Raw genomic sequence first — 25,952 nt, 5'->3', positions numbered from 1 at the left:
AACGTAAAACGACAGACCGGGAGTTGGCCCAGCGGCATGATAGGCGGCTGGGTCAGCTCCTTTTTTTGTATGGGTGAGGGTTAATGACGGATAAAAAAGTGGATATCGCAGTAGTGGGTGCGACCGGGGCTGTGGGAGAGGCGATGCTGGCGATTCTGGCAGAGCGCCAGTTTCCTGTCGGCAAGCTGTACGCCCTAGCCAGTCAGCGCTCGGTCGGCAAACGTGTTGCCTATGGCGAGAAGCACCTGTCAGTACAGGATCTGGCAGAGTTTGATTTTTCCAAGGTGCAGATTGCCCTGTTTTCGGCTGGAGCGGCCGTTTCGGCCGAGTATGTACCGAAAGCGGTGGAGGCAGGTGCGGTCTGTATCGATAATACTTCCCAATTCCGCTATGACCCGGAAATTCCCTTGGTGGTTCCGGAGGTAAACCCGGAGCGGATTACCGATTACCGGAAACGTGGCATCATCGCCAACCCCAACTGTTCTACAATCCAGTTAATGGTGGCCCTGAAGCCGATTCATCGGGCGGTGGGGATCGAGCGCATTAACGTCTGTACCTACCAATCCGTTTCCGGTGCAGGACACCGGGCGATCGAAGAGCTGGCGGGCCAGACGGCCAGGTTGCTCAATGGGCAGTCCATCAAGCCACATGTTTTCCCCAAACAGATCGCCTTCAACGTATTGCCGCAGATTGACCAGTTTATGGACAACGGCTATACCCGGGAAGAGATGAAGATGGTGTGGGAGACCCGCAAGATTCTTGGTGACGATGCCCTGCAGATTAATCCCACGGCGGTTCGTGTGCCGGTATTTTTTGGCCATTCGGAAGCGGTGCATATCGAGACCAGGGAGAAGATCGGTGCGGACCAGGCGCGGGAAATTTTGAGCAATGCACCGGGTATCGTGTTGGTGGATGAGCCGATCGAGGGCGGATATCCCACGCCAGTCACCGAATCTGCCGGCCAGGATGGGGTCTTTGTTGGGCGGATTAGGGAGGATATTTCCCATCATCGAGGGCTCAATTTGTGGATTGTGTCAGATAATGTGAGAAAGGGTGCGGCACTTAACACTATTCAGATTGCTGAAATTTTGGAAAAAGACTATTTGTAAGCTATAGTTAGGCAACAAATATTAAGTCCATTCTATGTTGTGGGTATTTACCGGATTTTCCTATCTGACAATTAAGGAAAGCGGGTATGGAAGGGGGAGACATGGTTCGTAAATTATCCTTGGCTATGGCCTTGGTAATGGGGATATCACCGCTCAGCGCCTATGCGGTAGGTCTGGGGAGTATCCATCTTAACTCTGCATTGAATCAGTACTTCGATGCGGAGATCGATCTGTTATCGGTGGATCAGGATGAAATTGCTGATATCAAGGTGACCCTGGCCACGCCGGATGCGTTTCGCCGTTCCGGGATCGAGCGCCCGTTTATCCTCAGCAAGCTCCGTTTCAAGGCCGAGCAGGACGCGAATGGCAAGCCCGTTATCCGTGTCTCCAGTCGTGATCCGATTCGTGAACCCTTCCTGAATTTCCTGATAGAAGTGAACTGGCCGAAAGGCAAGTTGTTACGCGAGTACACAGTGCTGTTGGACCCGCCTGTTACCCTGGGACGGCGCCCCGCCCCGGTACAGCAGGCGCCCATGCAGCGCGCGCCCAGCCGCCAGGCAGCCGCTCCGGCTCCCCGCTCCACCCCCCCCGCCGCGCGTTCAACCATGCCTGCCGAAGGGATGCGAAGCGCGGGAAGCCAGGTCGGTGAATACGGTCCAACCCAGCGCAATGATACCCTGTGGGGAATTGCCAAGCAGGTCAGGACCGAAGGCGCCAGCATGGAACAGATGATGATTGCGCTGCAGCGGGCCAATCCACAGGCGTTCATCAATCAGAATATCAATAACCTCAAGGTCGGCCAGATCCTGCGCATTCCGAAGGCGGATGAAGTGCAGGAGTTGTCTCGTCGTGAAGCGACGCTTGCCTACCGCGAGCAGTTACAAGAGTGGCAGGCCGACAGCAAGCCGTCTGAAATGACCGCAGACGAAGGAACAGCCAGCCAACCGATGACGAGTCAGCCGGCCGAAACCCCGGCTGAAGAGCCCGCGGCGGAGCTGAAGATTGCCTCCGCCCGTCCCAGCGGTGAAGGGGCAGCCGGTCCCAGTGAAGGGACCAGCGAGGGAGAGGCTGTTGAACAACTGAAACAAGAGCTGATGGCGTCACAGGAGGCCAAAGAGGCGGCCTTGCAGGAGGCGGAGACAGTCCGTTCGCGGGTTGAGGATCTCGAATCCCAACTGGAAGATCTGCAGCGCCTTCTCAGCTTGAAGAGCGAGCAACTGTCCCGGTTGCAGGCGGGCGTAGCCGAAACCCCGGACACGGCAGGCGAAGCGCCGGTCATAGCCGAGGGTGGGGAAGCAGCGGGCGAAGAATCACCGGTTATGGCCGGGTCCGAGGGCATGGCAACACCTGCCGAGGGTGAGACGCCAGAAGCCGAAAAGCCGGCGATGATGGAGCCGGAGACCAGTGAACCGGCTGCCCAGCAGGAGACCGCACCGGTTGTGGCGGAGGATGAGGCGTCTCCGGTTATGGAAGAGGAGGCGGCCAAACCGGAAATGGCTGCCCAGCCGGAATCGGCACCTGCCGCAGTCGAGCCGAAACCCGAACCCGCCGCCAAACCGGCGCCGGCACCTGCGAAGGAAGAAGGGTTGCTGGATATGATTACCGGTGACACCACCATGCTGGGTGTGGCGGTGGCCGGTATTGTGGTGCTGCTGGCACTGCTGTGGGTTGCGATCAGCCGCCGTCGTTCCAGTAGCGCGGATTTCCAGGAGAGCATCCTGATCAGCACGATCGACGAGGGTGATTCCGAGCAGGTGATGGATGATGCCAGCCAAGAGCCGGTTACCCATCCCACGGAAGAGACTTCGTTCCTGAGCGATTTCTCCCCAAGCGATATCGATGCCCTGCAGGATGAAACCGGTGAAGTGGATCCGCTGGCGGAGGCCGATGTCTACATCGCCTACGGTCGGTATCAACAGGCGGAGGAACTGATTCGCCAGGCGATCGATAAATCGCCAGAGCGGAGCGAACTGAAGCACAAATTATTTGAAATTCTCTATGCGACAAAGGATAAGGATGCCTTCGTCACGCTGGCGGAAAACGCTTCTGCCGAAGGTCTGGATCGGAAAGATCCGGCAGCTTGGGAAAAAGTGGTCACCATGGGTGCGCAGTTGGCCGCGGGTCACGCCCTGTTCGCCGGTGGTGGACAGTCCAGTGAGTCTGAGCTGGATGATGACGAGTTAGCCTCGTTGGAAAGCGAGCTGGGTTTGGATAATGGACTCGATCTGGATGAAGCTTCTAGCACTGTCGACCTGATCGACCAGGATGCCACGGAGGAGCTGGAGTCGGTCAGTGCTCTGGATATGGGGGATAACTCTGAATTCTCCGGGCTGGACGATCTGGATGATCTGGCGCTGGATAGCGAGTTGCTCAAGGCCAATCTGGATGAGATCAGTACCGATTTGGGATTTGAGCCTGAAGGCGCCGATGCACCGGCCAGTGTGGCTGATGACGAGGTTGAGATGCTCTCGCTTGACGAGGGAGAGGATCTCGCGCTGGATGCCGATACGGACCTGACGCTGGTGACGGGCGATGGCGTGGACGAGGATACGGCCGACACCGATCTCACCCTCAGTGATCTGGACACCGAAGGATTGTTGGATGAAGAGAGTGCCTTCTCCATTGAGGATCCGCTGGAGAGCGCCGAGATGGAGGATTTGAAGTCGGATGCCGAATCCGAGGCCGAACAGCTTGAGGATACGGTGCTTGATTTCAGCGACTCGCTGTCGCTGGAAGGGACCGATTCACAGATGTACGATTCACTCGAGCTGGGTGAAGAGGATGCCGATAAACCGCTGGAACTGGACGAGTCGTTCTCCCTGGATGACCTGGACCAGGAGGATGGGACCGATATCCAGCTGGAAGAAGAGGGCGATTTGACCGACGAGATCAACACCAAGCTGGATCTGGCCCGCGCTTATGTGGATATGGATGACGCGGAAGGCGCCAAAAGTATCCTCGAAGAGGTGTTGAGCGAGGGTAATGAAGGGCAGCAGGCGGAGGCGCAAAAGCTGTTGGATCAGCTCTCCTGATCTATTCGATGTCGGGAAAAAGAAGGCGCACCCTGGTGCGCCTTCTTTCATTATGGCTGCGGAATACTAACCGGCACTCTTATTCGGGCCTGTTAATGGGCCCGGAAACGGTACGGGCCGAATAAGGCTTTTTCGAGTAAGATACCGCACCAAATTATCCTTCTTGTATAACCGCTATCCCGAGGGCAGCAACAGCATGCGTTTGGCAATGGGCATCGAGTATGACGGCTCCTCGTTTCACGGGTGGCAGTTGCAGCAATCCGGTGTGCGCACGGTTCAACAGATGATCGAGGCGGCGCTAAGCAAGGTGGCGGACCATCCGGTGCGTACGCATTGTGCCGGAAGAACCGATACCGGTGTGCATGGCGAGGGGCAGGTGATTCACTTCGACACCTCGTCGGTACGCTCTCTGCGTGGCTGGCTGCTGGGGACCAACGTGAATCTGCCGGACGACGTCAATGTCAATTGGGTCCGCCAGGTGCCGGATTCGTTTCATGCGCGATTTTCCGCCACCAGCCGCAGTTATCGCTATCTCATTCTCAATCGCTCCACCCGTTCTGCGATCTGGCGAAACCGGGCGGTCTGGATTCACCAACCCCTGGATGCGTCGCGTATGCAGGCGGCTGCCCGGCATCTGATCGGGACACATGATTTCTCCTCCTATCGTGCGGTCGGCTGCCAGGCCAAGAGTCCTGTCCGAACGATAGACCGGTTGGTGGTGAGTAGGCAGGATGAGAGGATCCAGATCGAGGTGACGGCCAACGCCTTTCTACACCACATGGTGCGCAATATTGCCGGAGTGTTGATCAGCATCGGCAAAGGGGAGCAGGCGGAATCCTGGAGCCGGGAGGTATTGGAGTTCAGAGATCGCACTCTTGGGGGGGTAACTGCTCCATCGGAAGGACTCTATTTGGTCGATGTGGAATATCCCGAAGAATTCGATCTGGTACGGGATGCGGTGGGTGCAGACTGAACAGCACAAATTGACACCTTTTTAGCGGCTTTCTGTACGGATGGCAGGTAAAATCTTCCTCAATCAGGCACTATCCTGTATCGTTATTCGTTCTATGAGAACCCGGGTCAAAATTTGCGGCATTACACGTACGGAGGATGCGCTGGCGGCCGTCAGGCTGGGCGCGGATGCCATCGGCCTGGTGTTCTATGCGCCCAGTCCCCGCGCGGTCACGGTTGCGCAGGCGGCAAAAATTATCCGGAGTCTGCCACCCTTTGTGACGACCGTCGGCCTGTTTGTGAATGCATCGGCCGATGAGTTGGTCACGGTGCTGGAAGCGGTCCCGCTGGATCTGTTGCAATTCCACGGAGACGAGTCCCCGGAAGCCTGTGCCCGTTACGGCCGTCCCTATATCAAGGCGGTACGCATGCGTCCGGACGTGGACTTGCTTGATCTGGAAAACCTGTACAGCAGTGCTTCGGCTCTGCTGCTGGATAGCTACCAGAAGGGCAAGCCGGGTGGCACCGGCAACACCTTCGATTGGGTGCGTATACCGGAAGCAATGCGCAGCAGGATAATTCTGGCGGGTGGTTTATCCGCCGACAATGTTGAGAGCGCCATCCGCCAGGTCGGTCCGTACGCTGTCGATGTCAGCGGTGGCGTGGAGCAGAACAAAGGGATTAAAGATGAAGCGAAAATCAGGGCATTCATGCGAGGAGTAGAGCGTGCCAACCGATAAAACGATTGATTTCACCAGTATGCCGGATACCCGTGGGCATTTTGGTCCGTATGGGGGGCTGTTCGTCTCCGAGACGCTGATGGAACCGCTGGAAGAGCTGCGTGAAGCCTATGAAAAGTATATGCAGGATGCGACCTTCCTGGCTGAACTGGATGCCGATTTGGCCAACTACGTGGGACGCCCCTCACCGGTCTATCACGCACAGCGGCTGAGTAGGGAAAACGGCGGTGCGCAGATCTACCTGAAACGTGAGGATCTCAACCATACCGGTGCACACAAGGTGAATAACACCATCGGGCAGGCGCTGTTGGCCAAACGGATGGGCAAAACCCGCATCATTGCCGAGACCGGCGCCGGTCAGCATGGCGTGGCGACCGCCACCGTGGCGGCCAGGTTGGGGTTGGAGTGCGTGGTCTATATGGGCGAGGTGGATATTGCCCGCCAGGAAGCCAATGTCTATCGCATGAAACTGCTAGGCGCTCGGGTCGAGTCGGTATCATCCGGCTCCAAAACGCTCAAGGATGCCTTGAATGAGGCTATGCGTGACTGGGTGACCCATATCGATAATACATTCTATATCATTGGCACGGTTGCCGGTCCCCACCCCTATCCGGCCATGGTACGGGATTTTCAGGCGGTAATCGGACGCGAAGCCAAGGGCCAGATGCAGCAGCAGACCGGGGCGCTACCCGATGCGCTGGTGGCCTGTGTCGGCGGTGGCTCCAATGCCATCGGATTGTTCTACCCGTTCCTCAACGATACCTCGGTCTCCATATACGGTGTCGAGGCGGCCGGTGACGGACTCGATTCGGGCCGGCATGCCGCGCCGCTTTGTGCCGGCACCCCCGGTATTCTGCATGGTAATCGCACCTATCTGATGGAAGATCCCAATGGACAGATTATCGAGACCCATTCCATCTCGGCCGGTTTGGATTACCCGGGGGTTGGCCCCGAGCACGCCTGGCTGAAGGATGTAGGGCGGGCGCACTATGTCGCCATTACCGATAGCGAGGCGTTGGCGGCTTTCCATACCCTGACCCGGGTAGAGGGCATCATTCCCGCCTTGGAGTCGAGTCACGCCATCGCCTATGCGCTGAAATTGGCTCGTGATATGGATGACAAGCAGACCGTTTTGGTCAATCTCTCTGGTCGCGGTGATAAAGATATGCATACCGTGGCGGCACTGGATGGATTAAAGCTATGAGCAGAATCAGTGATCGTTTCAAGCAACTGGACGAGCGTGGGCGCGTTGCCCTGATCCCCTTTGTTACTGCCGGTGATCCGGGGCCGGGGGTAACGGTGCCGCTGATGCATGCGATGGTGGAGGCGGGGGCCGATGTTATCGAGTTGGGTGTGCCGTTCTCGGACCCCATGGCGGATGGGCCGGTGATCCAGCGCGCAAGTGAGCGCGCCCTGGAACACGGGATCAGCCTGCGTGATGTGCTCGATATGGTACATAAGTTTCGTGAACAGGATACGGTGACACCGGTCGTATTGATGGGTTATCTGAATCCGATCGAAGTGATGGGTTATGGAGTCTTTGCCCTGGCCGCCGAGGAGGCGGGCGTGGATGGTGTGCTGACGGTGGACCTGCCACCGGAGGAAGCCGATGACCTGTTGTCATCGCTACGACCGAGGGAGATCGACCCCATATTTTTAATGGCGCCCACCACCACCGAAGATCGCATGCAGCGAATCTGTGATACGGCCAGTGGCTTTGTCTATTATGTGTCGGTAAAAGGGATTACCGGTGCCGCCAATCTCGCGGTAGGTGAAGTGGCGGCCAAGGTTGCCCAGATTCGCAAGCACACCCGCCTGCCGGTCGGAGTCGGCTTTGGCATCAAGGATGCCAATACGGCGCAGGCGGTGGCGCAGGTGGCGGACGCGGTGATTGTTGGCAGCGTGTTGGTCAAGCGGATGGAAGAGCTACGTGAGACGCCGGAAGAAATTGCACCGGCCATCGCCCAGATCCTCTCCTCGATGCGGCACGCGATTGATCTGATTTAACTGAAAAGCCGCGGAGTCGAGCACGACTGACCGATCGGCAGGATTCAAGAGAACAAACGGGATATAACCATGAGTTGGTTTGAAAAATTGATGCCGAGCCGTATCCGTACGGAAGGCGGTAGCAAGCGTGCTGTGCCAGAGGGGCTGTGGACCAAGTGCCCCGGCTGCGGGGCCGTCCTCTATCGTGCTGAGATGGAGCGCAACCTGGATGTCTGCCCCAAGTGTGGCCATCACAATCGGATCGGTGCCCGCAAACGCTTGGCGGCCTTCCTGGATCCGGAGTCCGGTCGTGAGATCGCCGCGGATCTGTCGCCGACCGATCCGTTAAAGTTCAAGGACAGCAAAAAGTACAAGGATCGCATCACCCAGGCGCAGAAGAGCTCGGGTGAAAAGGATGCGTTGATCGTGATGCAGGGCACCCTGAAGGGGTTGGACGTAGTGTCGGCTGCCTTTGAGTTCAGCTTCATGGGGGGATCCATGGGCTCCGTGGTGGGTGAGAAGTTCGTTCGGGGGGTGAATGTGGCGCTTGAACAGCGTATCCCCTTTATCTGCTTTGCAGCCAGCGGTGGTGCCCGTATGCAGGAGTCGCTGTTCTCGCTGATGCAGATGGCCAAGACCAGCGCGGCGCTGCACAAGATGCGGGAACAGGGCATCCCCTATATCTCGGTATTGACCGATCCCACTACCGGCGGCGTTTCAGCCAGTTTTGCCATGTTGGGTGATCTGAACGTGGCCGAGCCAAATGCCCTGATCGGCTTTGCCGGTCCCCGGGTGATTGAGCAGACGGTAAGGGAAACGTTGCCGGAAGGCTTTCAGCGCAGTGAGTTCCTGCTGGAGCACGGTACACTGGATATGATCATTGACCGGCGGGAAATGCGCGACAAGTTGGCTGATCTGTTGAGTATCCTGACACATCAACCAAAACCGGTGGCCAAGAGCGAAGCCACCGAGGTGGCGGTCGGGACGGAAGAGTAGAGAAGACCGTAGATCGGCGTGAGGAACGCCACCAGCATCCTGGCATAGACACATGCCACCCGTTGGGGGCGCAGGCTTATCCCAAGCTACAGTTTGGCGGTTCAGATTTCATCCCGCTCCGCAACCGTTTACAGACAGATATCCCTATGCGTTTTGATAATCTCGAAGACTGGCTGAACTGGCAGAATACGCTGCACCCCCAAGAGATTGAGCTGGGTTTGGAGCGGGTTACCGCCGTTTGGCAACGGCTGCAGTCCCAGCCGTTGACGTGTCCGGTAATCACCGTTGCGGGGACAAACGGCAAAGGCTCCTGTGTCGCCTTCCTGGAGGCGATATTGCGGTCAGCCAGTTATCGGGTGGGCTGCTATACCTCGCCCCATCTGGTGCGTTACAACGAGCGTATCGTCATAGATGGCGAGCCGGTGTCCGATGAACAGATTTGTGCCGCCTTTGAGCGGGTTGATCAAGCCCGGGGCGATGCCACGCTAACCTATTTCGAATTTGGCACCCTGGCCGCGCTGGATCTTTTTGCCGCTGCCGGGCTGGATGTGGTGGTGCTGGAGGTCGGGCTTGGCGGAAGACTGGATGCGGTCAATATCATCGACGCCGATGTCGCCCTAATTAGCACCGTGGATATCGATCATGGTGATTGGCTGGGTAGTACCCGGGAAGAGATCGGTCGGGAAAAGGCCGGTGTCATGCGCGCCGGTCGACCGGTCGTCTTCGCAGGCAGTGATATGCCGGACTCGATCCGGCAGACCGCAGCGCAACTGGGGGCGCAACTGCTGCTGGCCGGCCGGGATTACCAATGGCGTCGGCAGGATCAGGGCTGGGATTGGCTGTATGCGACACATCCGCGCCACTCCCTGCCGTTACCCACTATGCGCGGCGATTTCCAATTGCAGAACGCCTCGGCCGTCCTGATGGCACTGGAGACATTACGTGATCGCTTGCCACTGGATCAGCGTGCCGTGCGTATCGGGTTACAAGAGGCCCAACTGCCCGGTCGATATCAGGTAATCGGTCGCGATCCGCAGGTGGTGCTGGATGTGGCGCATAACGCCCAGGCGGCTCGGGCGTTGTCGGCCAATCTGGGGGACATGTTTTGTCATGGCCGGACTATCGCTCTGTTCTCCATGCTGGCGGATAAAGAGATCGATCAGGTGGTACAGATTATGGCCCCGCGGATCGATGACTGGTATCTGTTTGCGCTGGATGCACCGCGTGCCGCTTCTCTGCCGCAACTGGAGCAGCGTTTGCAGGAGCAAGGCATTGCGGAGGCGCATCGGTACTGTTTTGACAGCGCTACGGCCGCATTTGCCGCCGCCAAAGCGGTTGCCGGAGAAGGAGACCGGATTGTCGCATTCGGTTCCTTCTATGTGGTCGGCGGTGTATTGCCATTGGTATGAGTAGGGGTAATCAATAATGGGAAGCGGACAATTCGTTTCAAGGTCTGGAATGGTGACTGTATCCATCCCTATAATGGAACCTACCTCGGGATCGGCAAAGGGTATGCGACGTGGATGAAGGATTGAAAAAACGTTTGGTGGGGGCGACGGTACTGGTATCGCTGGTGGTGATCTTTGTGCCGATGTTATTGGAAGATGAACCGGTCATTGAAACCGGTATTTACAAAACCAATATTCCGCCCAAACCCGAACGCGACTTCTCTTCCCGGGTGGTGCCGGCCGAAGATGAGAAGCTTTCCGTACCCCCGGCTTCGCACCGTCAGGAGATTGTGCCGCTGAAGCCACCGCCCGCCCCGGCGGTCACCGCCAAGACCGAGTCTTCACCACAACCCGCGGATAGCGGTATGGCTGAATCCAAACCGACGCCTGTGGAACCGAGAGTGGGGCTCACCGCCTGGGTCATACAGGTCGGCAGCTTCTCCAGTCGGGAGAATGCGGAAAAACTGGTGCAGCAGATTCGCGAGATGAAATATGCCGCTTTCATGGAGCAGGCAGAGGTGGACGGTAAGACCCTGTTTCGGGTTAAGGTCGGTCCGGAAGTGGATCGCAAACTTGCGGACAAGATGTTGCTCAGTTTAAATAAAGATCTTAAGTCGCTGAATTTAAAAGGTAAGGTTATTTCCTATCCGTGATCGGCCGGCATATCATTAGTGATCCGGGTATTAATCGCTTCTGATACCCATGCACCTCTGATAAAATCGCGCGTTTTCAAAGACAAAATTCCTCTATGAATTTAACGTCTCGACCCAGCCGCCGTGTGACCCGCTGAATGATCTGGATTGATTTCGTCATTCTCGGCATCATCGGCCTGTCTGCCGTGATCAGTCTGATCCGTGGCTTTGTGCGGGAAGCGCTGTCACTGGCCGCCTGGGTGCTCGCTTTCTGGGTCGCCTGGACCTTCTTTCGTGAGTTGGCGTTGCAGCTCGACTGGTTTACCGTGCCTTCGGTACGTCTGGGCGCCGCCTTTCTGATTCTCTTTATCGCGACCCTCATGCTTGGGGCGCTGGTTAATTTTCTGGTGGGACAGCTGGTCGACAAGACCGGATTGAGCGGTACAGATCGGCTCATCGGAATTCTGTTTGGAGCAGCACGGGGAGCTATACTGGTAGCGATACTGGTACTTTTGGCAGGGTTAACCCCTTTTCCAAACGATCCCTGGTGGAAGGAGTCACAATTGATCGGATATTTCCAGGAGCTTGCAGTCTGGTTGAAACAGTTGCTGCCTGCGGATATTGGCGAGAAGTTTAAATTTATTTAGGTCGCTGATCAGCGATCATGACGACTCTCAAGGGTAGATAGATCATGTGCGGTATTGTCGGAATCTTTGGCTATAACCCGGTAAACCAGGCGCTCTATGAGGCTCTGCTTGTTTTACAGCACCGTGGACAGGATGCGGCGGGAATCGTGACCATGGATGGCCGGAAACTCCATCTGCGCAAAGACAATGGATTGGCTCGCGATGTGTTCCGGACCGAACACATGATCAACCTGAAAGGCAATATGGGTATCGGTCATGTCCGTTATCCCACCGCCGGCAGCTCCTCCTCCGCCGAAGCGCAACCCTTCTACGTCAATTCACCCTACGGCATCACCCTGGCACACAACGGCAATTTGACCAACGCCGATGAACTCAAGGGGGATCTCTACCGCGAAGATCTGCGTCATATCAATACCTCATCCGATTCGGAAGTGCTGTTGAATGTATTTGCTCATGAATTGCACAGCTTGGGTAAACTGCGCATCGATGAAAAGGACGTATTCAAAGCGGTGGCCGCGGTACATCGACGTTCACGCGGCGGCTATGCCGCCGTGGCCATGATCATCGGTTATGGCATGGTAGCGTTCCGGGATCCCAACGGAATCCGTCCGATTGTGTTCGGCAAGCGGGAGACCGACCACGGCACCGAGTACATGATCGCCTCCGAGAGCGTGGCGCTGGATTCTCAGGATTTTGAGCGGGTCCGCGACCTGGCCCCCGGCGAGGCGATATTTATCGATATGAACGGCAAACTGCATAGCTGCGTGTGTGCCGCCCATACCGAGCACACCCCGTGCATTTTCGAATTTGTCTATTTTGCCCGACCCGATTCCATTATCGATAACATCTTTGTCCACAAGGCACGCTCCCGCATGGGGACCAAGCTGGCTGGCAAGATCAAACGCATCTGGCCCGATCACGATATCGATGTGGTCATTCCCATTCCCGATACCAGCCGTACGGCGGCCCTGGCTTTGGCCAATGCGCTGGGCGTGGAGTATGCCGAAGGTTTTATCAAGAATCGTTATATCGGCCGTACCTTCATCATGCCTGGACAGCAGGTGCGTAAAAAATCGGTCAGGCAGAAACTGAATGCCATCGATTCCGAGTTCAAGGGTAAACGGGTGCTGTTGGTGGATGATTCCATTGTTCGTGGCACCACTTCGCAGCAAATCGTGCAGATGGCGCGGGAGGCCGGCGCTGCCAAGGTCTATTTCGCCTCAGCCGCGCCGCCGGTCAAGCACCCCAATGTGTATGGTATCGATATGCCGTCGGCCCATGAATTGGTCGCCTTCAATCGTACCGTGGAAGAGGTACAGGTGATCATCGGTGCTGACCGGTTGATCTTCCAGGATATCGAAGATCTTATCTCGGCGGTCAAGAAAGAGGACAAGTCGGTGGTCAAACGATTCGATACGGCGGTCTTCGACGGCCAGTATGTGACCGGCGATGTCAGTCCCCAATATCTGGAACAGCTGGAGCTGATCCGCAATGATACGGCCAAACAGGGCGAGAGCTCATCGGCCGATGTGGTGATTGGCCTGCACAACAATCAGTAACGGCGTTTGGTAGGATGGGCGCCTAGTCTGTACCTACCTTTTTTACACCGCGCCGCACCTTCCGCCTGGGCACAAAGTGTGCCCACCCCAGGTGACGACCTGCGGACCTGGCGCAATAAATCTCATCCCATCATGAAATGGGCATGGGCGGCCGCCACCGGACGCTGGGGGTCATCCTGCCAAGCCTCGACCCGAACGTTGGAGACACTTTTTCCCTGTTTGATCAGGTAACCGCGGGCAAAGGTATCCCGGTTGCCGATACAGGGGCGCAGATAGTCTACCGAGATGTTGATGATTTTGGGAAAACGACGGATGTCGCACTCGTGGATGATATGCATCACCCCGGCGTGCTCCAGCATGGCCCCGACTACGCCGCCATGTACCGCCGGAATGGTGGTGTTACCGATATTACTCGGCTTGCCGCGCAGAATGGTGAGCAGTCCCTGTCCATCCGAGACCAGTTCAAAACCGACAAAGGCGCTGTAGGGAATCAGGGCACTGATGGCGGCGAATTCACCGGCCGCTTTCAGTGCCATCACTTGTTCAAACAGGGGCGTTTCACTGCTGTGCATCAGGCGCAAATCCTACTGAACCAACCATGAAGCTGGCGACAAAATGGGCGATCGGTTCATCCGGTGAGTCGTGATAAGCGTGTCCCTTTACGAATACCACATGCTTGGTTTGACGGTAACACTCGGCATAACCGCGAATGGATTTTTCCGGCTCCGCCTGGGTTAGGTAATCGATGCGCAGGTCCAGTGTGGCGACCGATGCGCCGGCCGGTGCCACGGTAAAAGCGGCCGCGCCGCCAGCGCTGTCCATGAGGGTAGTGATAACGCCACCGTGGATCACACCGGTCTCCAGGTTGCCCACCAGGTGGGGGGCATATTGAATCTCGAACAGGCATGAACCCCGGTTCAACTCAATGGTCTTCAGTCCCAATGCTTCGATATGTGGCAGCTTTTCCAGAATTGCCTGGATACCCGGTAGCGGATAACGCTCTATTATGTCGTCAGATGGCATGTCAGGATCACTTGCTAAAGGGCGGTCCATTCCCGCGAAACCAGCGGCTTATCGCCGGCCAGGATGGTGGCCTTGAAGCGGTCCCCCCGGTGAAAGGCACCGACCCCTTTCGGGGTCCCGGTCATGATGATATCGCCATCCTCCAGGGTAAAGCTGCGGGCGATCTCCTGCAGGAGAAAATCCGGTTTGAAGATCATCAATTCATAACCCCCTTGTTGCACTAGTTGGTTGTTGATGTGCAACTCCAGGCGTAGCGACTCGATTGGGTCGGAGAGGCTGACAAACTCACTGAATACCACCGCTCGGTCAAACGCTTTGGCCCGTTCCCACGGCAAGCCCTTGGCTTTCAACTCACCCTGGATCTCCCGATTGGTCAGGTCAAGGCCAAACCCGACGCCGGCGATGCCGCCGTTCATGATCAGCAGGGCGATTTCACCTTCGTAATGGAGCGGTGAACCGGCACCGGCATACAGCTCTTGGCTGATGGCGGAGTTGGGTTTGATAAAAATGACCGGTGAGGTGGGGACCTCATTGTTCAACTCTTTTGCATGGTCAACGTAGTTTCTGCCGATACAGATCACTTTGGAGGGCGTGACCGGCTGTTGTTCAAAGAAGATCTGATTCATCAGGACTCCTGATCCGAAATAGAGGGGTGGTGGCTGAGTCGTCTCAGCGGCGCTAACTGAACAGCAGGGCGCCGATCACTTTACGACCTTCCGAAGTCAAGATGTTATAGGTACGGCAGGCGGCCGGGGTGGTCATGACTTCAACTCCGATGCCGGCATCGATCAGTGAACGATAAAGACGCGGATCGGGAAACTGTTGGCGCGGTCCGGTGCCCAGTACGATCAGGTCGGGGCCCATCTCGACAAAGGCTTGAAAATCTTCTTCACACAGCGATTGGAAGGAGTCCGGGCGCCAGTCGGGGATAATGCGGTCGGCCATGATCACCAGGCTGCTGGAGAAGCTAACCCCATTCACTACCACGCTCTCATCGGTGTAAGCGTGAATGGTATTGCCGTTTGACTGGTCTGCGACGGAGAATTTCATGCGGGAAAGATAACAGTCTGTCGGTCTCCCTGCAAAAAGAATAAATTCTCATTTGCCGTCGGTTTATTACATTGACATGGCTGTAACCGCTCGGTTACGTTAAACCCTTTTTTCCAGCCACCCTATCATTGAAGTATACGAGGTCCCTGTGTCAACGCCCGAGATGGAAGAGTTTCCCAGAATCAAGCGCCTGCCGCCTTATGTTTTCAATATCGTCAATGATTTGAAAGCCGCGGCGCGAGCGCGGGGCGAGGATATTATCGACTTCGGTATGGGCAATCCCGATCAACCCACCCCGCAACACATTGTGGACAAACTGGTGGAGGCGGCTCAGCGCAAGGATACCCATCGCTACTCCATGTCCCGGGGCATTCCCCGGCTGCGGCGCGCGATTACCAAGTGGTATAAGCAGCGCTACGACGTAGAACTCGATCCGGAATCCCAGGCGATCGTCACTATTGGCTCGAAAGAGGGGCTGGCCCATCTGTCGCTGGCCTGTCTGGGACCGGGGGATTCGGTGCTGGTGCCCAATCCGGCTTATCCGATCCACCCCTACGGATTTGTCATCGCCGGTGCGGATATCCGCCATGTGCCGCTGGTACCGGGGGTCGATTTCTTCGATAAGCTGGAGGAGGCGATCACCGATAGCTGGCCCAAGCCGAAGATGCTGGTGCTTAATTTTCCCGGCAATCCGACCGGCCAGTGCGTCGAACTGGACTTTTTTGAGAAGGTGATCGAGATCGCACGCCAGAACAATATCTGGGTGGTGCATGATTTGGCTTATGCGGATATCGCTTTCGACGGTTATGTGGCCCCGTCCATTCTGCAGGTAAAAGGGGCGGAAGAGATTGCCGTCGAATTCTTCTCGCTCTCCAAGAGCTACAATATGCCGGGTTGGCGTGTCGGTTTCATGTGCGGCAACCAGGTTCTGGTAGCGGCGCTGGCGCGTATGAAATCCTACCTGGACTACGGCATGTTCACGCCGATCCAGGTCGCGGCGATCCAGGCGCTGGAAGGCCCGCAGGAGTGCGTGAGAGAGATTCGCGATATGTATCAGCGGCGTCGCGATGTGCTGTGCGACGGTCTGAATGCGGCTGGCTGGCCGGTAGAACGCCCCAAGGCGACCATGTTCGTGTGGGCCAAGATTCCGGAACAGTACCTGGCCATGGGTTCGCTGGAGTTTTCCAAAAAACTGCTCAAGGACGCCAAGGTAGCGGTGGCTCCCGGCATCGGCTTTGGCCAGCACGGAGACGACTATGTACGGTTTGGCTTGATCGAGAATGAACATCGAACTCGGCAGGCGATCCGCGGCATCCGAGAGATGATCCGCAAGGACGCCAGAGAAACGGTAGAATAAGCGTTTTCCAGGCAGTGGTCTGTCGGGAAGTGAACAGAAGATTGGGAGAGAGAGTTTGGAAGCGGTCAAAGTAGGTTTATTGGGTCTGGGTACGGTCGGTGGCGGTACGGTCAACGTGCTGACCCGCAATGCGGCGGAGATCGCCCGGCGGGCCGGACGGGGTATCCAGATCACTCAGGCGGCGGCCCGTGAATACAATGCCGAGGTGATCGACGGATTGGATCAGATCGATGTGACGGATGACGCCTTTGCGGTGGTAAACAACCCCGATATCGAGATTGTCATTGAGTTGATTGGCGGTTATTCGCCGGCCCGGGAGCTGGTATTACAGGCGATCGAGAACGGCAAACATGTGGTGACCGCCAACAAGGCGCTGATCGCCCTGCATGGCAATGAGATCTTTGCCGCCGCCCAGGCAAAAGGGGTTACCGTGGCGTTCGAAGCGGCGGTGGCCGGTGGTATTCCTATTATCAAGGCTATCCGTGAAGGGTTGGCGGCCAACCAGATCGAGTGGGTGGCGGGCATCATTAATGGAACCGGCAACTTTATCCTCAGTGAGATGCGCGACAAGGGCCGGGACTTCGAAGATGTGCTGGCCGAGGCTCAGGCACTGGGTTATGCCGAAGCCGATCCCACCTTTGATGTGGAAGGGATCGACGCAGCCCACAAACTGACCATACTGAGTTCCATCGCCTTCGGTATTCCTCTGCAGTTTGATAAAACCTACACCGAAGGGATCACCCGTATCGAGCGTCAGGATGTGGCGTTCGCCAGCGAGTTGGGTTACCGGATCAAGCATCTGGGCATCGCCCATAAAACGGACAAGGGCATCGAGATGCGGGTGCATCCGACGCTGATTCCGGAGCGGCGACTGATCGCCAATGTGGACGGGGTAATGAACGCAGTGCTGGTGAAGGGAGATGCCGTTGGGCCGACGCTCTATTACGGCGCCGGTGCCGGCTCGGAACCGACTGCGTCGGCCGTGGTGGCCGATGTGGTGGATGTGGTGCGGGCCCTGACAACCGATCCGGAGAATCGAGTGCCCCACCTGGCATTCCAGCCGAAAGAGCTCTCCGACCTGCCGATCCTGGGTATGGAGGATGTGGAGACCGCTTATTATCTGCGTATGCAAGTCGCCGACAAGTTGGGCGTGATGGCGGAGATTACGCGCATTTTGGCCGACAGTGGCATCAGTATCGAGGCCATTCAGCAGAAAGAGCCGGCCGAGGGGGATACCCAGGTATCGCTCATTATGCTGACCCACGAAGTGCTGGAGCGGCAGATGAATGAGGCGATTTGCCGAATCGAAGACTTGGCTTCGGTAACCGGCCCGGTCATGCGTATTCGCATGGAGCAACTCGAAGGCTGAGAATCTCGGTTCCCTTTGCAGCCGTGGATAGGACGTTGCATTCGACGTTGATCCACGGCCTTTTAATTTGTTAACCGCTATGGCTACAGATCTACACACAATCCATCTGGTGGTTCCCGGTCTGTTGGGGCCGATGCCGACCTTCAGTCAGCTGGGTGATCCGCTGCCATGTCCGATCCTTGAGCGGTTGCTCAGTCGTAGCCGGGTTACAAGTTATGGCGGCACCGATGTTGAATCCGTACTCTGCGGACTGTTTGGCATCACCGTCGAGGAGCGGGAAAATTTACCCACGGCTGCCTATCGCCGTTTGGGCGATGGTGGCGATGCGGATGACCGTTACTGGTTGCAGTTGACGCCGGTTTATCTGCGCCCCGATCAGGACCGTCTGCTGTTGTTTGATGCAGAAGACCTGCAATTGACCGCGGAAGAAGCGCAGGCGTTTGCTCAACTCTTCAACAGCCATTTTACCGAGGAGGGGTGGCAGGTAGAGGTGCGGCATCCCCATCGCTGGTATTTTTCACTCCCATCCACACCCAGCCTGAAGACCTACGAACTGGCCGATGTATTTGGCCGCAACATGGATATGTTCTTACCCGAAGGCGAGCAAGGGATCCGCTGGCACGGCGTACTGAATGAGATCCAGATGCTGTTCTACGCGGCGGATATCAATAGCCGCCGTGAAGACGCGGGAAAGGGACCGGTTAGCGGACTTTGGTTGTCCGGTGGTGGGAAGCTCAGTCAACCGGTGCAGACCCATTTAACCACGGTATATGGCGATACGCCTCTGTTGCGGGGTTTGGCCATGTATGCCGGGTCACCCCCTCTACCGCTGCCTGAGCGGTCAGAGGAACTGCTCGATCGGCACGGCGAGTTGCTGGTCTGTTACGATCGTCTTCAGCGTTCAGTGCTCTGTGCCGATCCCTTTGGGTGGAAAGATCAGGTGCTTCAGTTTGAAAACTGGATGCAGCCGCTGGCCGATGCTATCAAGGCCAAACGGCTCCACGCCCTGCAACTCTATCCCTGCAACGGATACCGCTATCAGGTGGACCGAGGGGGATTGCGTCGTTTTTGGAGACGCTCATTACCCCTGGCACAACAGCTCGACAGCAATCAGCTACGCTGACATACCGTTAGTTAACTACGGATAAAGGAGTGCCGACGTGAATAAGAATACCCAGTGTGTACACGGAGGAAGCGGTGGGGCGATCGAGGTGACGGGGATCAATACCCCTGTCTACACGTCGACCGCGTATCATTATCTCGATTCCGACAAGCAACCCTATCCACGCTATTTCAATACACCGAATCAGGATGTCGTGGTGGCCAAGCTCTGCGCATTGGAGCAGACGGAAGCGGGGTTGTTGTTTGGCTCCGGCATGGCGGCGATCTCTACCACGCTTTTTTCCCTGCTTTCGTCTGGCGACCATGTGGTATTGCAGGATCAGCTGTACGGCGGCACGTTCAATTTGGTAATGAAGGAGTTTGAGCGACTGGGCATCCGCTATACCCTGGCCGCCTCGGATGCCGATTCCATCGTTGCGGCGGTTCGCGACGATACCCGGGTGATCTATCTGGAGTCGCCCACTAATCCGCTTTTGACGGTGGTGGATCTGCGTTCGATTGCCACCACGGCGAAACGGCGCGGTATGGTTACGGTCGTCGACAACACCTTCGCGTCACCGATCAACCAGAATCCCTCTCTTCTTGGTATCGACTTGGTGATCCACAGCGGTACCAAGTATCTGGCCGGGCACAGCGATCTCAGTTGTGGTGCGGTACTGGGCTCGCAGGCACTTGTCGACCGTATCCGAGCCTTAGCCCTTAACTTTGGCGGTTGCCTCAATGCCCAGGATGCGGTGCTGCTGGAGCGCAGCTTGAAGACATTGGCTTTGCGGGTTGAGCGACAGACACAAAATGCCGCGACGCTGGCTGAGTTTCTGGGATCACTGGATGCCGTATCCGCCGTCTATTATCCGGGCCTGCCGAGTCACCCAAGTCACTCCATCGCCCGCTCCCAGATGAACGGTTACGGGGCCATGTTGGGGTTCGAACTGGCGGACGATGCGATCGATTCGCTACGCTTTCAACGCAACCTCAAGCTGATAGCGCCCGTCTTGAGCCTGGGTGGCGTGGAGAGCAGTATCTGTGCGCCGGCGATCACGTCCCACCGCCACCTGAGCCCGGCACAGCGTGCCGACATGGGTGTGCGTGACGGGTTGCTACGCCTCTCGGTGGGGATTGAGGATGTCGCCGACTTGCAGGGTGACATCCTGCAGGCGTTGGAACAGTAGCCTACGTCTAGGGTTCTTTTTTCCAACTGCGCCGATTGATCGTGTAACCGGTGCTGTCACCGGAAAACGGCAGCATGAGCATGCCGGGCAACCGTTCCACCTTGGCGGGGTCGCGGAATCGTTCAATACCAATGGTCATCCCTTCGTGTCCGGCCCTCGGCTGTGCTTTATAGGTGCCGAACAGGCGATCCCACCAGGGCAGGCTGAAACCGAAATTGCTGTTGGTTTCATCGTCTTCAATGGAGTGGTGCACCCGGTGCATATCCGGTGTGACCAAAAACAACCGAACAATCCGGTCGACCTTTTCCGGCAACCGCAGATTGCCATGGTTGAACATGGCGGTGGCGTTCAGCAACACCTCAAACAGGATGACGGCCACCACTGGGGGGCCCAGCAACAGGATAGTGGCAAATTTGATCAACATGGAGAGGATAATCTCCAGCGGGTGGAAACGCGCACCGGTGGTGACATCGTAATCCAGATCGGCATGATGTACCCGGTGCAGCCGCCACAGCAGGGGGATGGCATGTACCATCACATGTTGTAGATAAATCACCCCATCCATCAGTATGATGCTCAGGAGCACTGAAAGCAGCGGTGGGACGGGGTAGTAATTAAGCAGCCCCCAATCCTTTTGTTCGGCAATAACCGCTATGCCAACCGCCGCAGCCGGGAACAGCAAACGTAACAGTAACGAATTGAGCACAGTGAGTCCGAGATTGTGCAGCCAACGCCGTGCTTTGGGTTGACTGAGTTTTCGGCGTGGCGAGCGAATCTCCCACAGGGCTATCCACAGCAGTATGCCAAAAAAGCATCCGAGACGGATGAAGATCTCATTATCCAGGATAAATCGTTGCCACGACATATAACGTCCCGGGTGAAAAACAGAAATTCCAAGAAGGTACTGCAAACCCGCAGCGCGTTCCCATTAACAGCATGTTAGCAGATGAAGCCGGGCTGGGCGAAATAAAAAATATAATTAAATTAATTGGTTATGTAGAAGTGGTCTGGCTGGATTTTAGTGGGCTCACCGCCCGTAGAGCGATTAAGACGATATTTATAATAGCCGGAAATGGAATCAGAGGTGCCGGAGCGGGGGGATGACGGTTTTTACGGGCACATCGCGTTTATTATCAGGAATCGTAGCTATTTCACACAATGTAAAAATAATGGCTACCAATATAGTGATAGGCTATAGAGATAAGCGTTAAATTGTAATCCAACCAGATTGATAAGGTGTAGTGACTTGTACTTACTTAAACGAATTACCAAACCCGCAATTGTACTTGTTTGTGCTTTCGGGATTAACGGGTGTGACCCTATCACCCTGACGGCGGCTTCCATTGGTGCGGGCGTCGGCGTTAACCATACCTTGGGCGGGATGATTTATAAGACGTTCACCGCCCCCATGAAGTCGGTTGAAACGGCGGCGGTGCGCGCCATGAAGGATATGGGAATCAAAGTGGATAGCCGCAGTACCAATGAAAAGGGTGAGCGGATCATTTTGGCTTCGGCCAATAAGCGTGATATCGAAGTGCGACTTGAGCCGCTGACAAAGCGAACCACGCAGATGCGTGCCGTAGCCAGTGAAGGTGTCTTAAAAGACAGCGCAACGGCCACCGAAATCGTTTTGCAAACAGAGCGTGTGTTGTCCGGTGGTTAATCCAGGAGATGAATTATGAATAAGCGGTTGAAACATTCCATCCATTTTTTCACACTTGCTTCGTTTTTTGTCGTGACAGGCCCACTGTTGGCTGATGAGACGACCACTACTGACACCAGCACTACTGACACAACCACTACTATTGAGACGACGGTTGATACAGCGGATGCCTCCACGACGGTTGGCACTTCTTCCCAGACCGAAGGGGCACTGAGTCAGCGGTATTCCGAGTTTCTCGGTAGCGAAGAGCAGGCCGCAGAAGTGGTTTCCGGTTTACGTCAGGGCACCGCTTTCAGTCTCTCATCCGATGCGGAAACTACCGCTACCCAGATAGAGCCCCCCACCGGGACCATGGGGTATGGCAATGTCAAACTGACGTTGAGTCTGGCCGAGTCCACGTTGAAGCAGATGGGCATTACCCAGCCCACCAACGAAGAGCTTTCCGCGGTATTGGTCGGGGGCGAAATCAATGGTCAACCGGTAGAGGGTATCCTGGCAATGCGTGCCGAGGGTATGGGGTGGGGGCAGATCGCCCGTGAGTACGATATGTCAGTCGGACAGCTGATGGGCAAAGGAAAGGTTGCCACTACGCTACCCGCCACAACGGAATCATCCGCGGTCAAGAGCAATGGCTATATCCCCTCCCATCCACCCAAATCCACTTCCGTTGGTGTTCAATCGCGGGGCAATGGCTATATATCCAGTGGCAAGGGGCAGGGCAGTGGTATTGTAACCGCCAATGGTGGATCGGTTCAGCAAGCTAGCCATGGCAAACAAAACGGCAAAGCTTTCTCCGGTAAAAGTGCTAATAGTTATGCGTCCGCCGCCAATAAAAACGGCTATATCCCCGGCAGTGCAGCCGGTTCTTCGGCAACGGTTTCCAATACGGCGGCTGCAGGAACGATGGGGAAGGCCAATGGACACGTGAATAAGAAATAGTTTAGCGAGAGTGTCCGCCCAAGTTGTTGGGCGGATCTGGTTCCCCGATCTTGGCTGTTCAGCATTTATTGCGGCATGACATCCGTGTCATGCCGCTGTCGTATTTGGGAAGCTATCTCGGTTAACGACATGGATTGAGCGGATGGATATATATATGAGAGTTGCGTAGGCTGGTGGCAAAGCACGGGCGCAGAGATTCAATTAGTAGTAGGCCAGGCCCGGCGTTCAGCAGGGATCGATATGAAAACAACCTTGATAATTCTGCTGTCACTGGTCGTCGCCGGTATCGTATTCTTTTTCATCCTGGGTATTATCTCCGGGTCTGGGACGGCGGCTGGATTGGCAAATGGAAGACTCTCCAGATGCCCGGATAAACCAAACTGTGTCTGCAGCGAATATGCCGCAGACAGTAAGCACTATATTGAACCCATTTCCATCACTTCCGATGTGTTCGATCCGTTGCCCCGGTTAAAAAATATCATCAGTAAGATGGGGGGGGCGATACAGACCGAGCAAGACAGTTATCTGGCGGTAACTTTTATCTCAGCCGTATTCCGCTTTGTGGATGACCTGGAAATCCGCGTCGACAGGGATCAGAGGCAGATTCATATTCGGTCCGCTTCACGGGTCGGCTATAGCGATGCGGGGGTTAACAAACAACGCGTACGGGAACTGATACGGCTGTATGGGGACGGGCTTTCGGAAAAGTGATCGGGAAACCGGATTGTTAAGCCCGGCTTACCAGTAGCGTACCCGCCCGGTATCCACATGCACGAAGTTGGATTGGGCGTAGAGACCGACGCCGCCGGCTTTGAGCGATTTGGCGACACGGTGAAGATGTTTCAGATCGCAACCGGCAAGACGTATATCGAGAGCTTTGCCATCCATATGCAGACTGTGTTTGGCTACCCCGCTGCTGTTTTTGCGCAGCATCCGGTTGGTTTTGGGTGAGCGGTAGCCTGAAATAATTTGGAATTCACCGCGGCAGCCGATGCGGTCCTGAATGGAATAGAGCAAGTCGAACAGGTGGGGATCCATGGTGTGTTGATCACCTGTTCGGTGATCGCGCAGCAGGTGGTTGATCTCTTTAAGTCCCTGGCGGTCGTAGGATCCGTCGGCCCAGTACGTGATGCGGCTTCGCTCACCGGTGTGCAGGTGGTGCAGTGTCAAACGGCGTTCCGGATGTTTATTGATGCTGGCAAAGGCGTCGGGCAAGACAAAGGTGGCGGCCGCTGCCGCGCAGCCTCTAAGGAAGCCGCGTCGACTGAGTGTAGGTGTGCGGTGTTCTTTGTTGTCCGTTTTTAGCTGCATTGTATTGCCGGGTTCCCCAATCGAATACGGCTGACTTCCCAGGCTTATATCCAAAAAATTCGGTAAATGCTATATGAAACCGAGGCTTATTACCAGCCGTGTGAGGGGCGTCACGGTCGGGATGGGAGGCTGATCGAGGAATGGAGGTCAATCGGAGAGGGTGTTTTTTTCCGGATCATGGTGGGCCAATTGACTCGCCTGCTGCAAGTGCAGCTGTTGCAGGCCGAGAATAAGTGGCCGGTCCAGATCGTAGATGTCCGGACGGAACTGTATTTGTCCGGTGGTATCCACCCAGGCGGTGAAATAGACCAGGAAGATATCGATGGGGTGCGCAAGTTTTACGTATTGGGTTTCCCGCGATTCCAACTGCTCGGCGATTTGTACTGTCGTGTCGATGTCATCTTCCGGTATGAGTTGGTGAACGAGATCGCTTATTTCATGCACCCGTACACAACCGGAACTGAAATCCCTGACGGGGTAGGCGAACAGTCCCTGTGCCGGTGTGTCGTGCAGATAGATATCGTACGGATTGGGCATGTGAAATTTGATTCGTCCCAGGCTATTGCCGTCGCCGGGGCTTTGGCGTAGCCGGAACGGGAAGTGGTATTTGCTGTACTGACCCCAGTCGATCATGGCCGGATCTTGCTCGACCCACTGATCTCCCTCCCGCTGCTGGATCTGTATGTTTTTGCGCAGTAGATATTCGGAATCGCGGCGCTGTTCAGGCAGGAGATCCTCCACGGCGATACGTCTTGGTACGGTCCAGGTCGGATTCAACACCAAGTGGGTGACCCGGGTGGCGAATGAGGGGGTTGTCCGTTTCGGTCGGCCGATGATGGCCTTTTTTTCCAGTCGTATTTGATCATTCTCGATGAGTTGCATCAGATAACCGCCGATATTGACCAGAATATAGCGATCGCCAAGCTGCTGCGGCAACCAACGCCAGCGCTCCAGATTGGATGCGATCTGGGCAATCCGTTGCTCGACGGAGACATTCATGGCCGCCCGGGTGTGCGGGCCGATGATGGCATCCATCTTGAGGCCGTGAGAGCGTTGAAAACGCTCAATGCTCTGCTGCAGTGAGGGATCATAGAAGCGGGGATCATCAGGTATTTCATCCCCATGTTCATTCGAGGCAACCAGCCGCTGGCGCAGTAGTGGAACCAGATCGTGATGATCTCCCGGGCGTATCAGTGGGGCATCGGGTAGCGTCGACCAGCCTCCCTGATCGGCCAGGTGGCGGTAGTCTGACAGCGCTTGCAACAACTGTTGATAGCCGTGGGCTTGTGGCATCAGGGAGTTGAGTACGGCGGATGGATTCAAGTCGATGACCGCCTGGTCAAGCAGTTTGATATTGTCGATCCGTTCGACCGGTATTTTCCATAGCGGGTCCACCCTGCCCGGATCGAGCTGCCCTTGGGCGAGGGCTTCGCTCAATTTGAGGAAACCATCAGTCAGTAGCAGGTCATTGAGCACTACTTGTCGAGACGTGGTGAATGGCTGATCGGAAAAATCTGTGGCATGGTACAGGTGTGGTTCCAACCCCAGCGTGGCCGACTCGGCAATAAAACGGTGCAGTTCGGCGCCGGCGAGACTGATCTGACCGGAGGCGGCATGCCACAGTAGCTGGCCCCCGTAGTTGTGGTAAATCTGCCGCAGTTTAAGCCAGTCCGGTGTGGGTTGAATCTGTTGCAATTCGCCGGCAATAAGCTGTTCCTGCAGCATGCGACGGATTTCGACTTGGTCAATGTCCGTGTCATCAGCTGTCGCGAGTCCTATTTGAAGGAGCAGTGCCAACAGTGCCAGTAGGGGCGAAGAGATGTGTGTGCCGGTTCCAGTCATCATGCCT

Annotated in this window: 25 protein-coding genes; 18 read left to right on the top strand and 7 right to left on the bottom strand. The window is 56.2% G+C overall.

The features are described from left to right. Window positions 1-83 precede the first annotated feature (83 nt). The 11 genes from ACQY5R_RS09625 (at window position 84) to purF (ending at window position 13,100) form a co-directional block, all read left to right on the top strand. Window positions 84-1,109, top strand: a complete 1,026-nt coding sequence (locus tag ACQY5R_RS09625) for an aspartate-semialdehyde dehydrogenase (protein ID WP_428607484.1) — start codon at window positions 84-86, stop codon at window positions 1,107-1,109. A gap of 101 nt (window positions 1,110-1,210) precedes the next feature. Next, the gene (locus tag ACQY5R_RS09620) at window positions 1,211-4,141 is read left to right on the top strand and encodes a FimV/HubP family polar landmark protein (protein WP_428607481.1); all 2,931 of its coding nucleotides are present in this window, start codon (window positions 1,211-1,213) and stop codon (window positions 4,139-4,141) included. A 196-nt stretch (window positions 4,142-4,337) separates the two neighbouring features. Then, a complete protein-coding gene (truA, locus tag ACQY5R_RS09615; RefSeq protein WP_428607478.1) occupies window positions 4,338-5,114 on the top strand; it encodes a tRNA pseudouridine(38-40) synthase TruA in 777 nt (258 codons plus the stop codon). Window positions 5,115-5,208: 94 nt separating this feature from the next. Then, complete coding sequence (locus ACQY5R_RS09610; protein ID WP_428607607.1) at window positions 5,209-5,832, top strand: phosphoribosylanthranilate isomerase; 624 nt, start codon at window positions 5,209-5,211, stop codon at window positions 5,830-5,832. Window positions 5,833-5,851: 19 nt separating this feature from the next. Then, window positions 5,852-7,036 carry a tryptophan synthase subunit beta gene (gene trpB / locus ACQY5R_RS09605; protein WP_428607605.1) on the top strand — a complete coding sequence of 395 codons (1,185 nt, stop codon included), beginning with the start codon at window positions 5,852-5,854 and terminating at the stop codon, window positions 7,034-7,036. Next, a complete protein-coding gene (gene trpA, locus ACQY5R_RS09600) occupies window positions 7,033-7,839 on the top strand; it encodes a tryptophan synthase subunit alpha (protein WP_428607475.1) in 807 nt (268 codons plus the stop codon). The genes trpB and trpA overlap by 4 nt, the downstream gene beginning before the upstream one ends. Before the next feature lie 69 nt (window positions 7,840-7,908). Next, window positions 7,909-8,814 (top strand): acetyl-CoA carboxylase, carboxyltransferase subunit beta, encoded by a 906-nt coding sequence (gene accD, locus ACQY5R_RS09595; protein WP_428607473.1) that lies wholly within the window; start codon window positions 7,909-7,911, stop codon window positions 8,812-8,814. 146 nt (window positions 8,815-8,960) lie between these two features. Then, window positions 8,961-10,223, top strand: coding sequence for a bifunctional tetrahydrofolate synthase/dihydrofolate synthase (folC, locus tag ACQY5R_RS09590; protein WP_428607472.1), 1,263 nt, complete (start codon window positions 8,961-8,963; stop codon window positions 10,221-10,223). Window positions 10,224-10,345: 122 nt separating this feature from the next. Next, window positions 10,346-10,915: an SPOR domain-containing protein gene (locus ACQY5R_RS09585; protein WP_428607469.1), complete on the top strand. Its 570-nt coding sequence runs from the start codon at window positions 10,346-10,348 to the stop codon at window positions 10,913-10,915. Window positions 10,916-11,052: 137 nt separating this feature from the next. Further along, on the top strand, window positions 11,053-11,541 hold the full coding sequence (locus ACQY5R_RS09580) for a CvpA family protein (RefSeq protein ID WP_428607467.1): 489 nt from the start codon (window positions 11,053-11,055) through the stop codon (window positions 11,539-11,541). 44 nt (window positions 11,542-11,585) lie between these two features. Next, on the top strand, window positions 11,586-13,100 hold the full coding sequence (purF, locus tag ACQY5R_RS09575) for an amidophosphoribosyltransferase (RefSeq protein WP_428607464.1): 1,515 nt from the start codon (window positions 11,586-11,588) through the stop codon (window positions 13,098-13,100). 122 nt (window positions 13,101-13,222) lie between these two features. Here purF and ACQY5R_RS09570 read toward each other — a convergent pair whose 3' ends face one another. Genes ACQY5R_RS09570 through ACQY5R_RS09555 form a run of 4 tightly spaced genes read right to left on the bottom strand, consistent with a single transcriptional unit; the run spans window position 13,223 to window position 15,173 of the window. Beyond that, window positions 13,223-13,672: a PaaI family thioesterase gene (locus ACQY5R_RS09570; RefSeq protein WP_428607462.1), complete on the bottom strand. Its 450-nt coding sequence runs from the start codon at window positions 13,670-13,672 to the stop codon at window positions 13,223-13,225. Beyond that, complete coding sequence (locus ACQY5R_RS09565) at window positions 13,659-14,123, bottom strand: PaaI family thioesterase (RefSeq protein WP_428607459.1); 465 nt, start codon at window positions 14,121-14,123, stop codon at window positions 13,659-13,661. Before ACQY5R_RS09565 ends, ACQY5R_RS09570 begins: the two co-directional genes overlap by 14 nt. A gap of 14 nt (window positions 14,124-14,137) precedes the next feature. After that, a complete protein-coding gene (locus tag ACQY5R_RS09560; RefSeq protein ID WP_428607457.1) occupies window positions 14,138-14,749 on the bottom strand; it encodes a fumarylacetoacetate hydrolase family protein in 612 nt (203 codons plus the stop codon). Between the two features lie 52 nt (window positions 14,750-14,801). Continuing rightward, window positions 14,802-15,173 (bottom strand): Mth938-like domain-containing protein, encoded by a 372-nt coding sequence (locus ACQY5R_RS09555; protein ID WP_428607455.1) that lies wholly within the window; start codon window positions 15,171-15,173, stop codon window positions 14,802-14,804. Window positions 15,174-15,336: 163 nt separating this feature from the next. On the opposite strand from ACQY5R_RS09555, the gene alaC reads away from it, so the two are divergent. The 4 genes from alaC to ACQY5R_RS09535 all read left to right on the top strand — a co-directional run bounded on the left by alaC (window position 15,337) and on the right by ACQY5R_RS09535 (window position 20,190). After that, on the top strand, window positions 15,337-16,530 hold the full coding sequence (alaC, locus tag ACQY5R_RS09550; protein ID WP_428607602.1) for an alanine transaminase: 1,194 nt from the start codon (window positions 15,337-15,339) through the stop codon (window positions 16,528-16,530). A gap of 55 nt (window positions 16,531-16,585) precedes the next feature. Then, window positions 16,586-17,899, top strand: coding sequence for a homoserine dehydrogenase (locus ACQY5R_RS09545; RefSeq protein WP_428607453.1), 1,314 nt, complete (start codon window positions 16,586-16,588; stop codon window positions 17,897-17,899). 79 nt (window positions 17,900-17,978) lie between these two features. Continuing rightward, the gene (locus tag ACQY5R_RS09540) at window positions 17,979-19,022 is read left to right on the top strand and encodes a hypothetical protein (RefSeq protein ID WP_428607450.1); all 1,044 of its coding nucleotides are present in this window, start codon (window positions 17,979-17,981) and stop codon (window positions 19,020-19,022) included. A 37-nt stretch (window positions 19,023-19,059) separates the two neighbouring features. Further along, window positions 19,060-20,190 carry a trans-sulfuration enzyme family protein gene (locus tag ACQY5R_RS09535; protein ID WP_428607448.1) on the top strand — a complete coding sequence of 377 codons (1,131 nt, stop codon included), beginning with the start codon at window positions 19,060-19,062 and terminating at the stop codon, window positions 20,188-20,190. A 7-nt stretch (window positions 20,191-20,197) separates the two neighbouring features. Here the strand turns inward: ACQY5R_RS09535 and ACQY5R_RS09530 are convergent, their stop codons facing one another. Further along, complete coding sequence (locus ACQY5R_RS09530; RefSeq protein WP_428607446.1) at window positions 20,198-21,055, bottom strand: sterol desaturase family protein; 858 nt, start codon at window positions 21,053-21,055, stop codon at window positions 20,198-20,200. A gap of 381 nt (window positions 21,056-21,436) precedes the next feature. On the opposite strand from ACQY5R_RS09530, the gene ACQY5R_RS09525 reads away from it, so the two are divergent. The 3 genes from ACQY5R_RS09525 to ACQY5R_RS09515 all read left to right on the top strand — a co-directional run bounded on the left by ACQY5R_RS09525 (window position 21,437) and on the right by ACQY5R_RS09515 (window position 23,503). After that, entirely contained in the window at window positions 21,437-21,853 is a 417-nt protein-coding gene (locus ACQY5R_RS09525) for a DUF3568 family protein (RefSeq protein WP_428607443.1), read from the top strand. A gap of 15 nt (window positions 21,854-21,868) precedes the next feature. Then, a complete protein-coding gene (locus ACQY5R_RS09520; RefSeq protein ID WP_428607440.1) occupies window positions 21,869-22,792 on the top strand; it encodes a hypothetical protein in 924 nt (307 codons plus the stop codon). A gap of 240 nt (window positions 22,793-23,032) precedes the next feature. Further along, a complete protein-coding gene (locus tag ACQY5R_RS09515; protein WP_428607438.1) occupies window positions 23,033-23,503 on the top strand; it encodes a DUF1499 domain-containing protein in 471 nt (156 codons plus the stop codon). 27 nt (window positions 23,504-23,530) lie between these two features. Here the strand turns inward: ACQY5R_RS09515 and ACQY5R_RS09510 are convergent, their stop codons facing one another. After that, window positions 23,531-24,103 (bottom strand): YcbK family protein, encoded by a 573-nt coding sequence (locus ACQY5R_RS09510; protein ID WP_428607436.1) that lies wholly within the window; start codon window positions 24,101-24,103, stop codon window positions 23,531-23,533. A gap of 147 nt (window positions 24,104-24,250) precedes the next feature. Next, the gene (locus ACQY5R_RS09505) at window positions 24,251-25,948 is read right to left on the bottom strand and encodes a L,D-transpeptidase family protein (protein WP_428607433.1); all 1,698 of its coding nucleotides are present in this window, start codon (window positions 25,946-25,948) and stop codon (window positions 24,251-24,253) included. Window positions 25,949-25,952 lie beyond the last annotated feature (4 nt).

Origin of the sequence: Sedimenticola sp., from assembly GCF_050289425.1 — a bacterium.
GTDB lineage: Bacteria > Pseudomonadota > Gammaproteobacteria > Chromatiales > Chromatiaceae > Sedimenticola.
This window is presented reverse-complemented; position numbering and strand designations above follow the sequence as displayed.

What these genes read in the sequence shown, in the direction of transcription:
- ACQY5R_RS09625 (WP_428607484.1), top strand. Translation starts at nt 84, where the DNA reads ATGACGGATAAAAAAGTGGATATCGCAGTAGTGGGTGCGACCGGGGCT.
- ACQY5R_RS09620 (WP_428607481.1), top strand. Translation starts at nt 1,211, where the DNA reads ATGGTTCGTAAATTATCCTTGGCTATGGCCTTGGTAATGGGGATATCA.
- truA (WP_428607478.1), top strand. Translation starts at nt 4,338, where the DNA reads ATGCGTTTGGCAATGGGCATCGAGTATGACGGCTCCTCGTTTCACGGG.
- ACQY5R_RS09610 (WP_428607607.1), top strand. Translation starts at nt 5,209, where the DNA reads ATGAGAACCCGGGTCAAAATTTGCGGCATTACACGTACGGAGGATGCG.
- trpB (WP_428607605.1), top strand. Translation starts at nt 5,852, where the DNA reads ATGCCGGATACCCGTGGGCATTTTGGTCCGTATGGGGGGCTGTTCGTC.
- trpA (WP_428607475.1), top strand. Translation starts at nt 7,033, where the DNA reads ATGAGCAGAATCAGTGATCGTTTCAAGCAACTGGACGAGCGTGGGCGC.
- accD (WP_428607473.1), top strand. Translation starts at nt 7,909, where the DNA reads ATGAGTTGGTTTGAAAAATTGATGCCGAGCCGTATCCGTACGGAAGGC.
- folC (WP_428607472.1), top strand. Translation starts at nt 8,961, where the DNA reads ATGCGTTTTGATAATCTCGAAGACTGGCTGAACTGGCAGAATACGCTG.
- ACQY5R_RS09580 (WP_428607467.1), top strand. Translation starts at nt 11,053, where the DNA reads ATGATCTGGATTGATTTCGTCATTCTCGGCATCATCGGCCTGTCTGCC.
- purF (WP_428607464.1), top strand. Translation starts at nt 11,586, where the DNA reads ATGTGCGGTATTGTCGGAATCTTTGGCTATAACCCGGTAAACCAGGCG.
- ACQY5R_RS09570 (WP_428607462.1), bottom strand. Translation starts at nt 13,672, where the DNA reads ATGCACAGCAGTGAAACGCCCCTGTTTGAACAAGTGATGGCACTGAAA.
- ACQY5R_RS09565 (WP_428607459.1), bottom strand. Translation starts at nt 14,123, where the DNA reads ATGCCATCTGACGACATAATAGAGCGTTATCCGCTACCGGGTATCCAG.
- ACQY5R_RS09560 (WP_428607457.1), bottom strand. Translation starts at nt 14,749, where the DNA reads ATGAATCAGATCTTCTTTGAACAACAGCCGGTCACGCCCTCCAAAGTG.
- ACQY5R_RS09555 (WP_428607455.1), bottom strand. Translation starts at nt 15,173, where the DNA reads ATGAAATTCTCCGTCGCAGACCAGTCAAACGGCAATACCATTCACGCT.
- alaC (WP_428607602.1), top strand. Translation starts at nt 15,337, where the DNA reads ATGGAAGAGTTTCCCAGAATCAAGCGCCTGCCGCCTTATGTTTTCAAT.
- ACQY5R_RS09540 (WP_428607450.1), top strand. Translation starts at nt 17,979, where the DNA reads ATGGCTACAGATCTACACACAATCCATCTGGTGGTTCCCGGTCTGTTG.
- ACQY5R_RS09530 (WP_428607446.1), bottom strand. Translation starts at nt 21,055, where the DNA reads ATGTCGTGGCAACGATTTATCCTGGATAATGAGATCTTCATCCGTCTC.
- ACQY5R_RS09520 (WP_428607440.1), top strand. Translation starts at nt 21,869, where the DNA reads ATGAATAAGCGGTTGAAACATTCCATCCATTTTTTCACACTTGCTTCG.
- ACQY5R_RS09515 (WP_428607438.1), top strand. Translation starts at nt 23,033, where the DNA reads ATGAAAACAACCTTGATAATTCTGCTGTCACTGGTCGTCGCCGGTATC.
- ACQY5R_RS09510 (WP_428607436.1), bottom strand. Translation starts at nt 24,103, where the DNA reads ATGCAGCTAAAAACGGACAACAAAGAACACCGCACACCTACACTCAGT.
- ACQY5R_RS09505 (WP_428607433.1), bottom strand. Translation starts at nt 25,948, where the DNA reads ATGATGACTGGAACCGGCACACACATCTCTTCGCCCCTACTGGCACTG.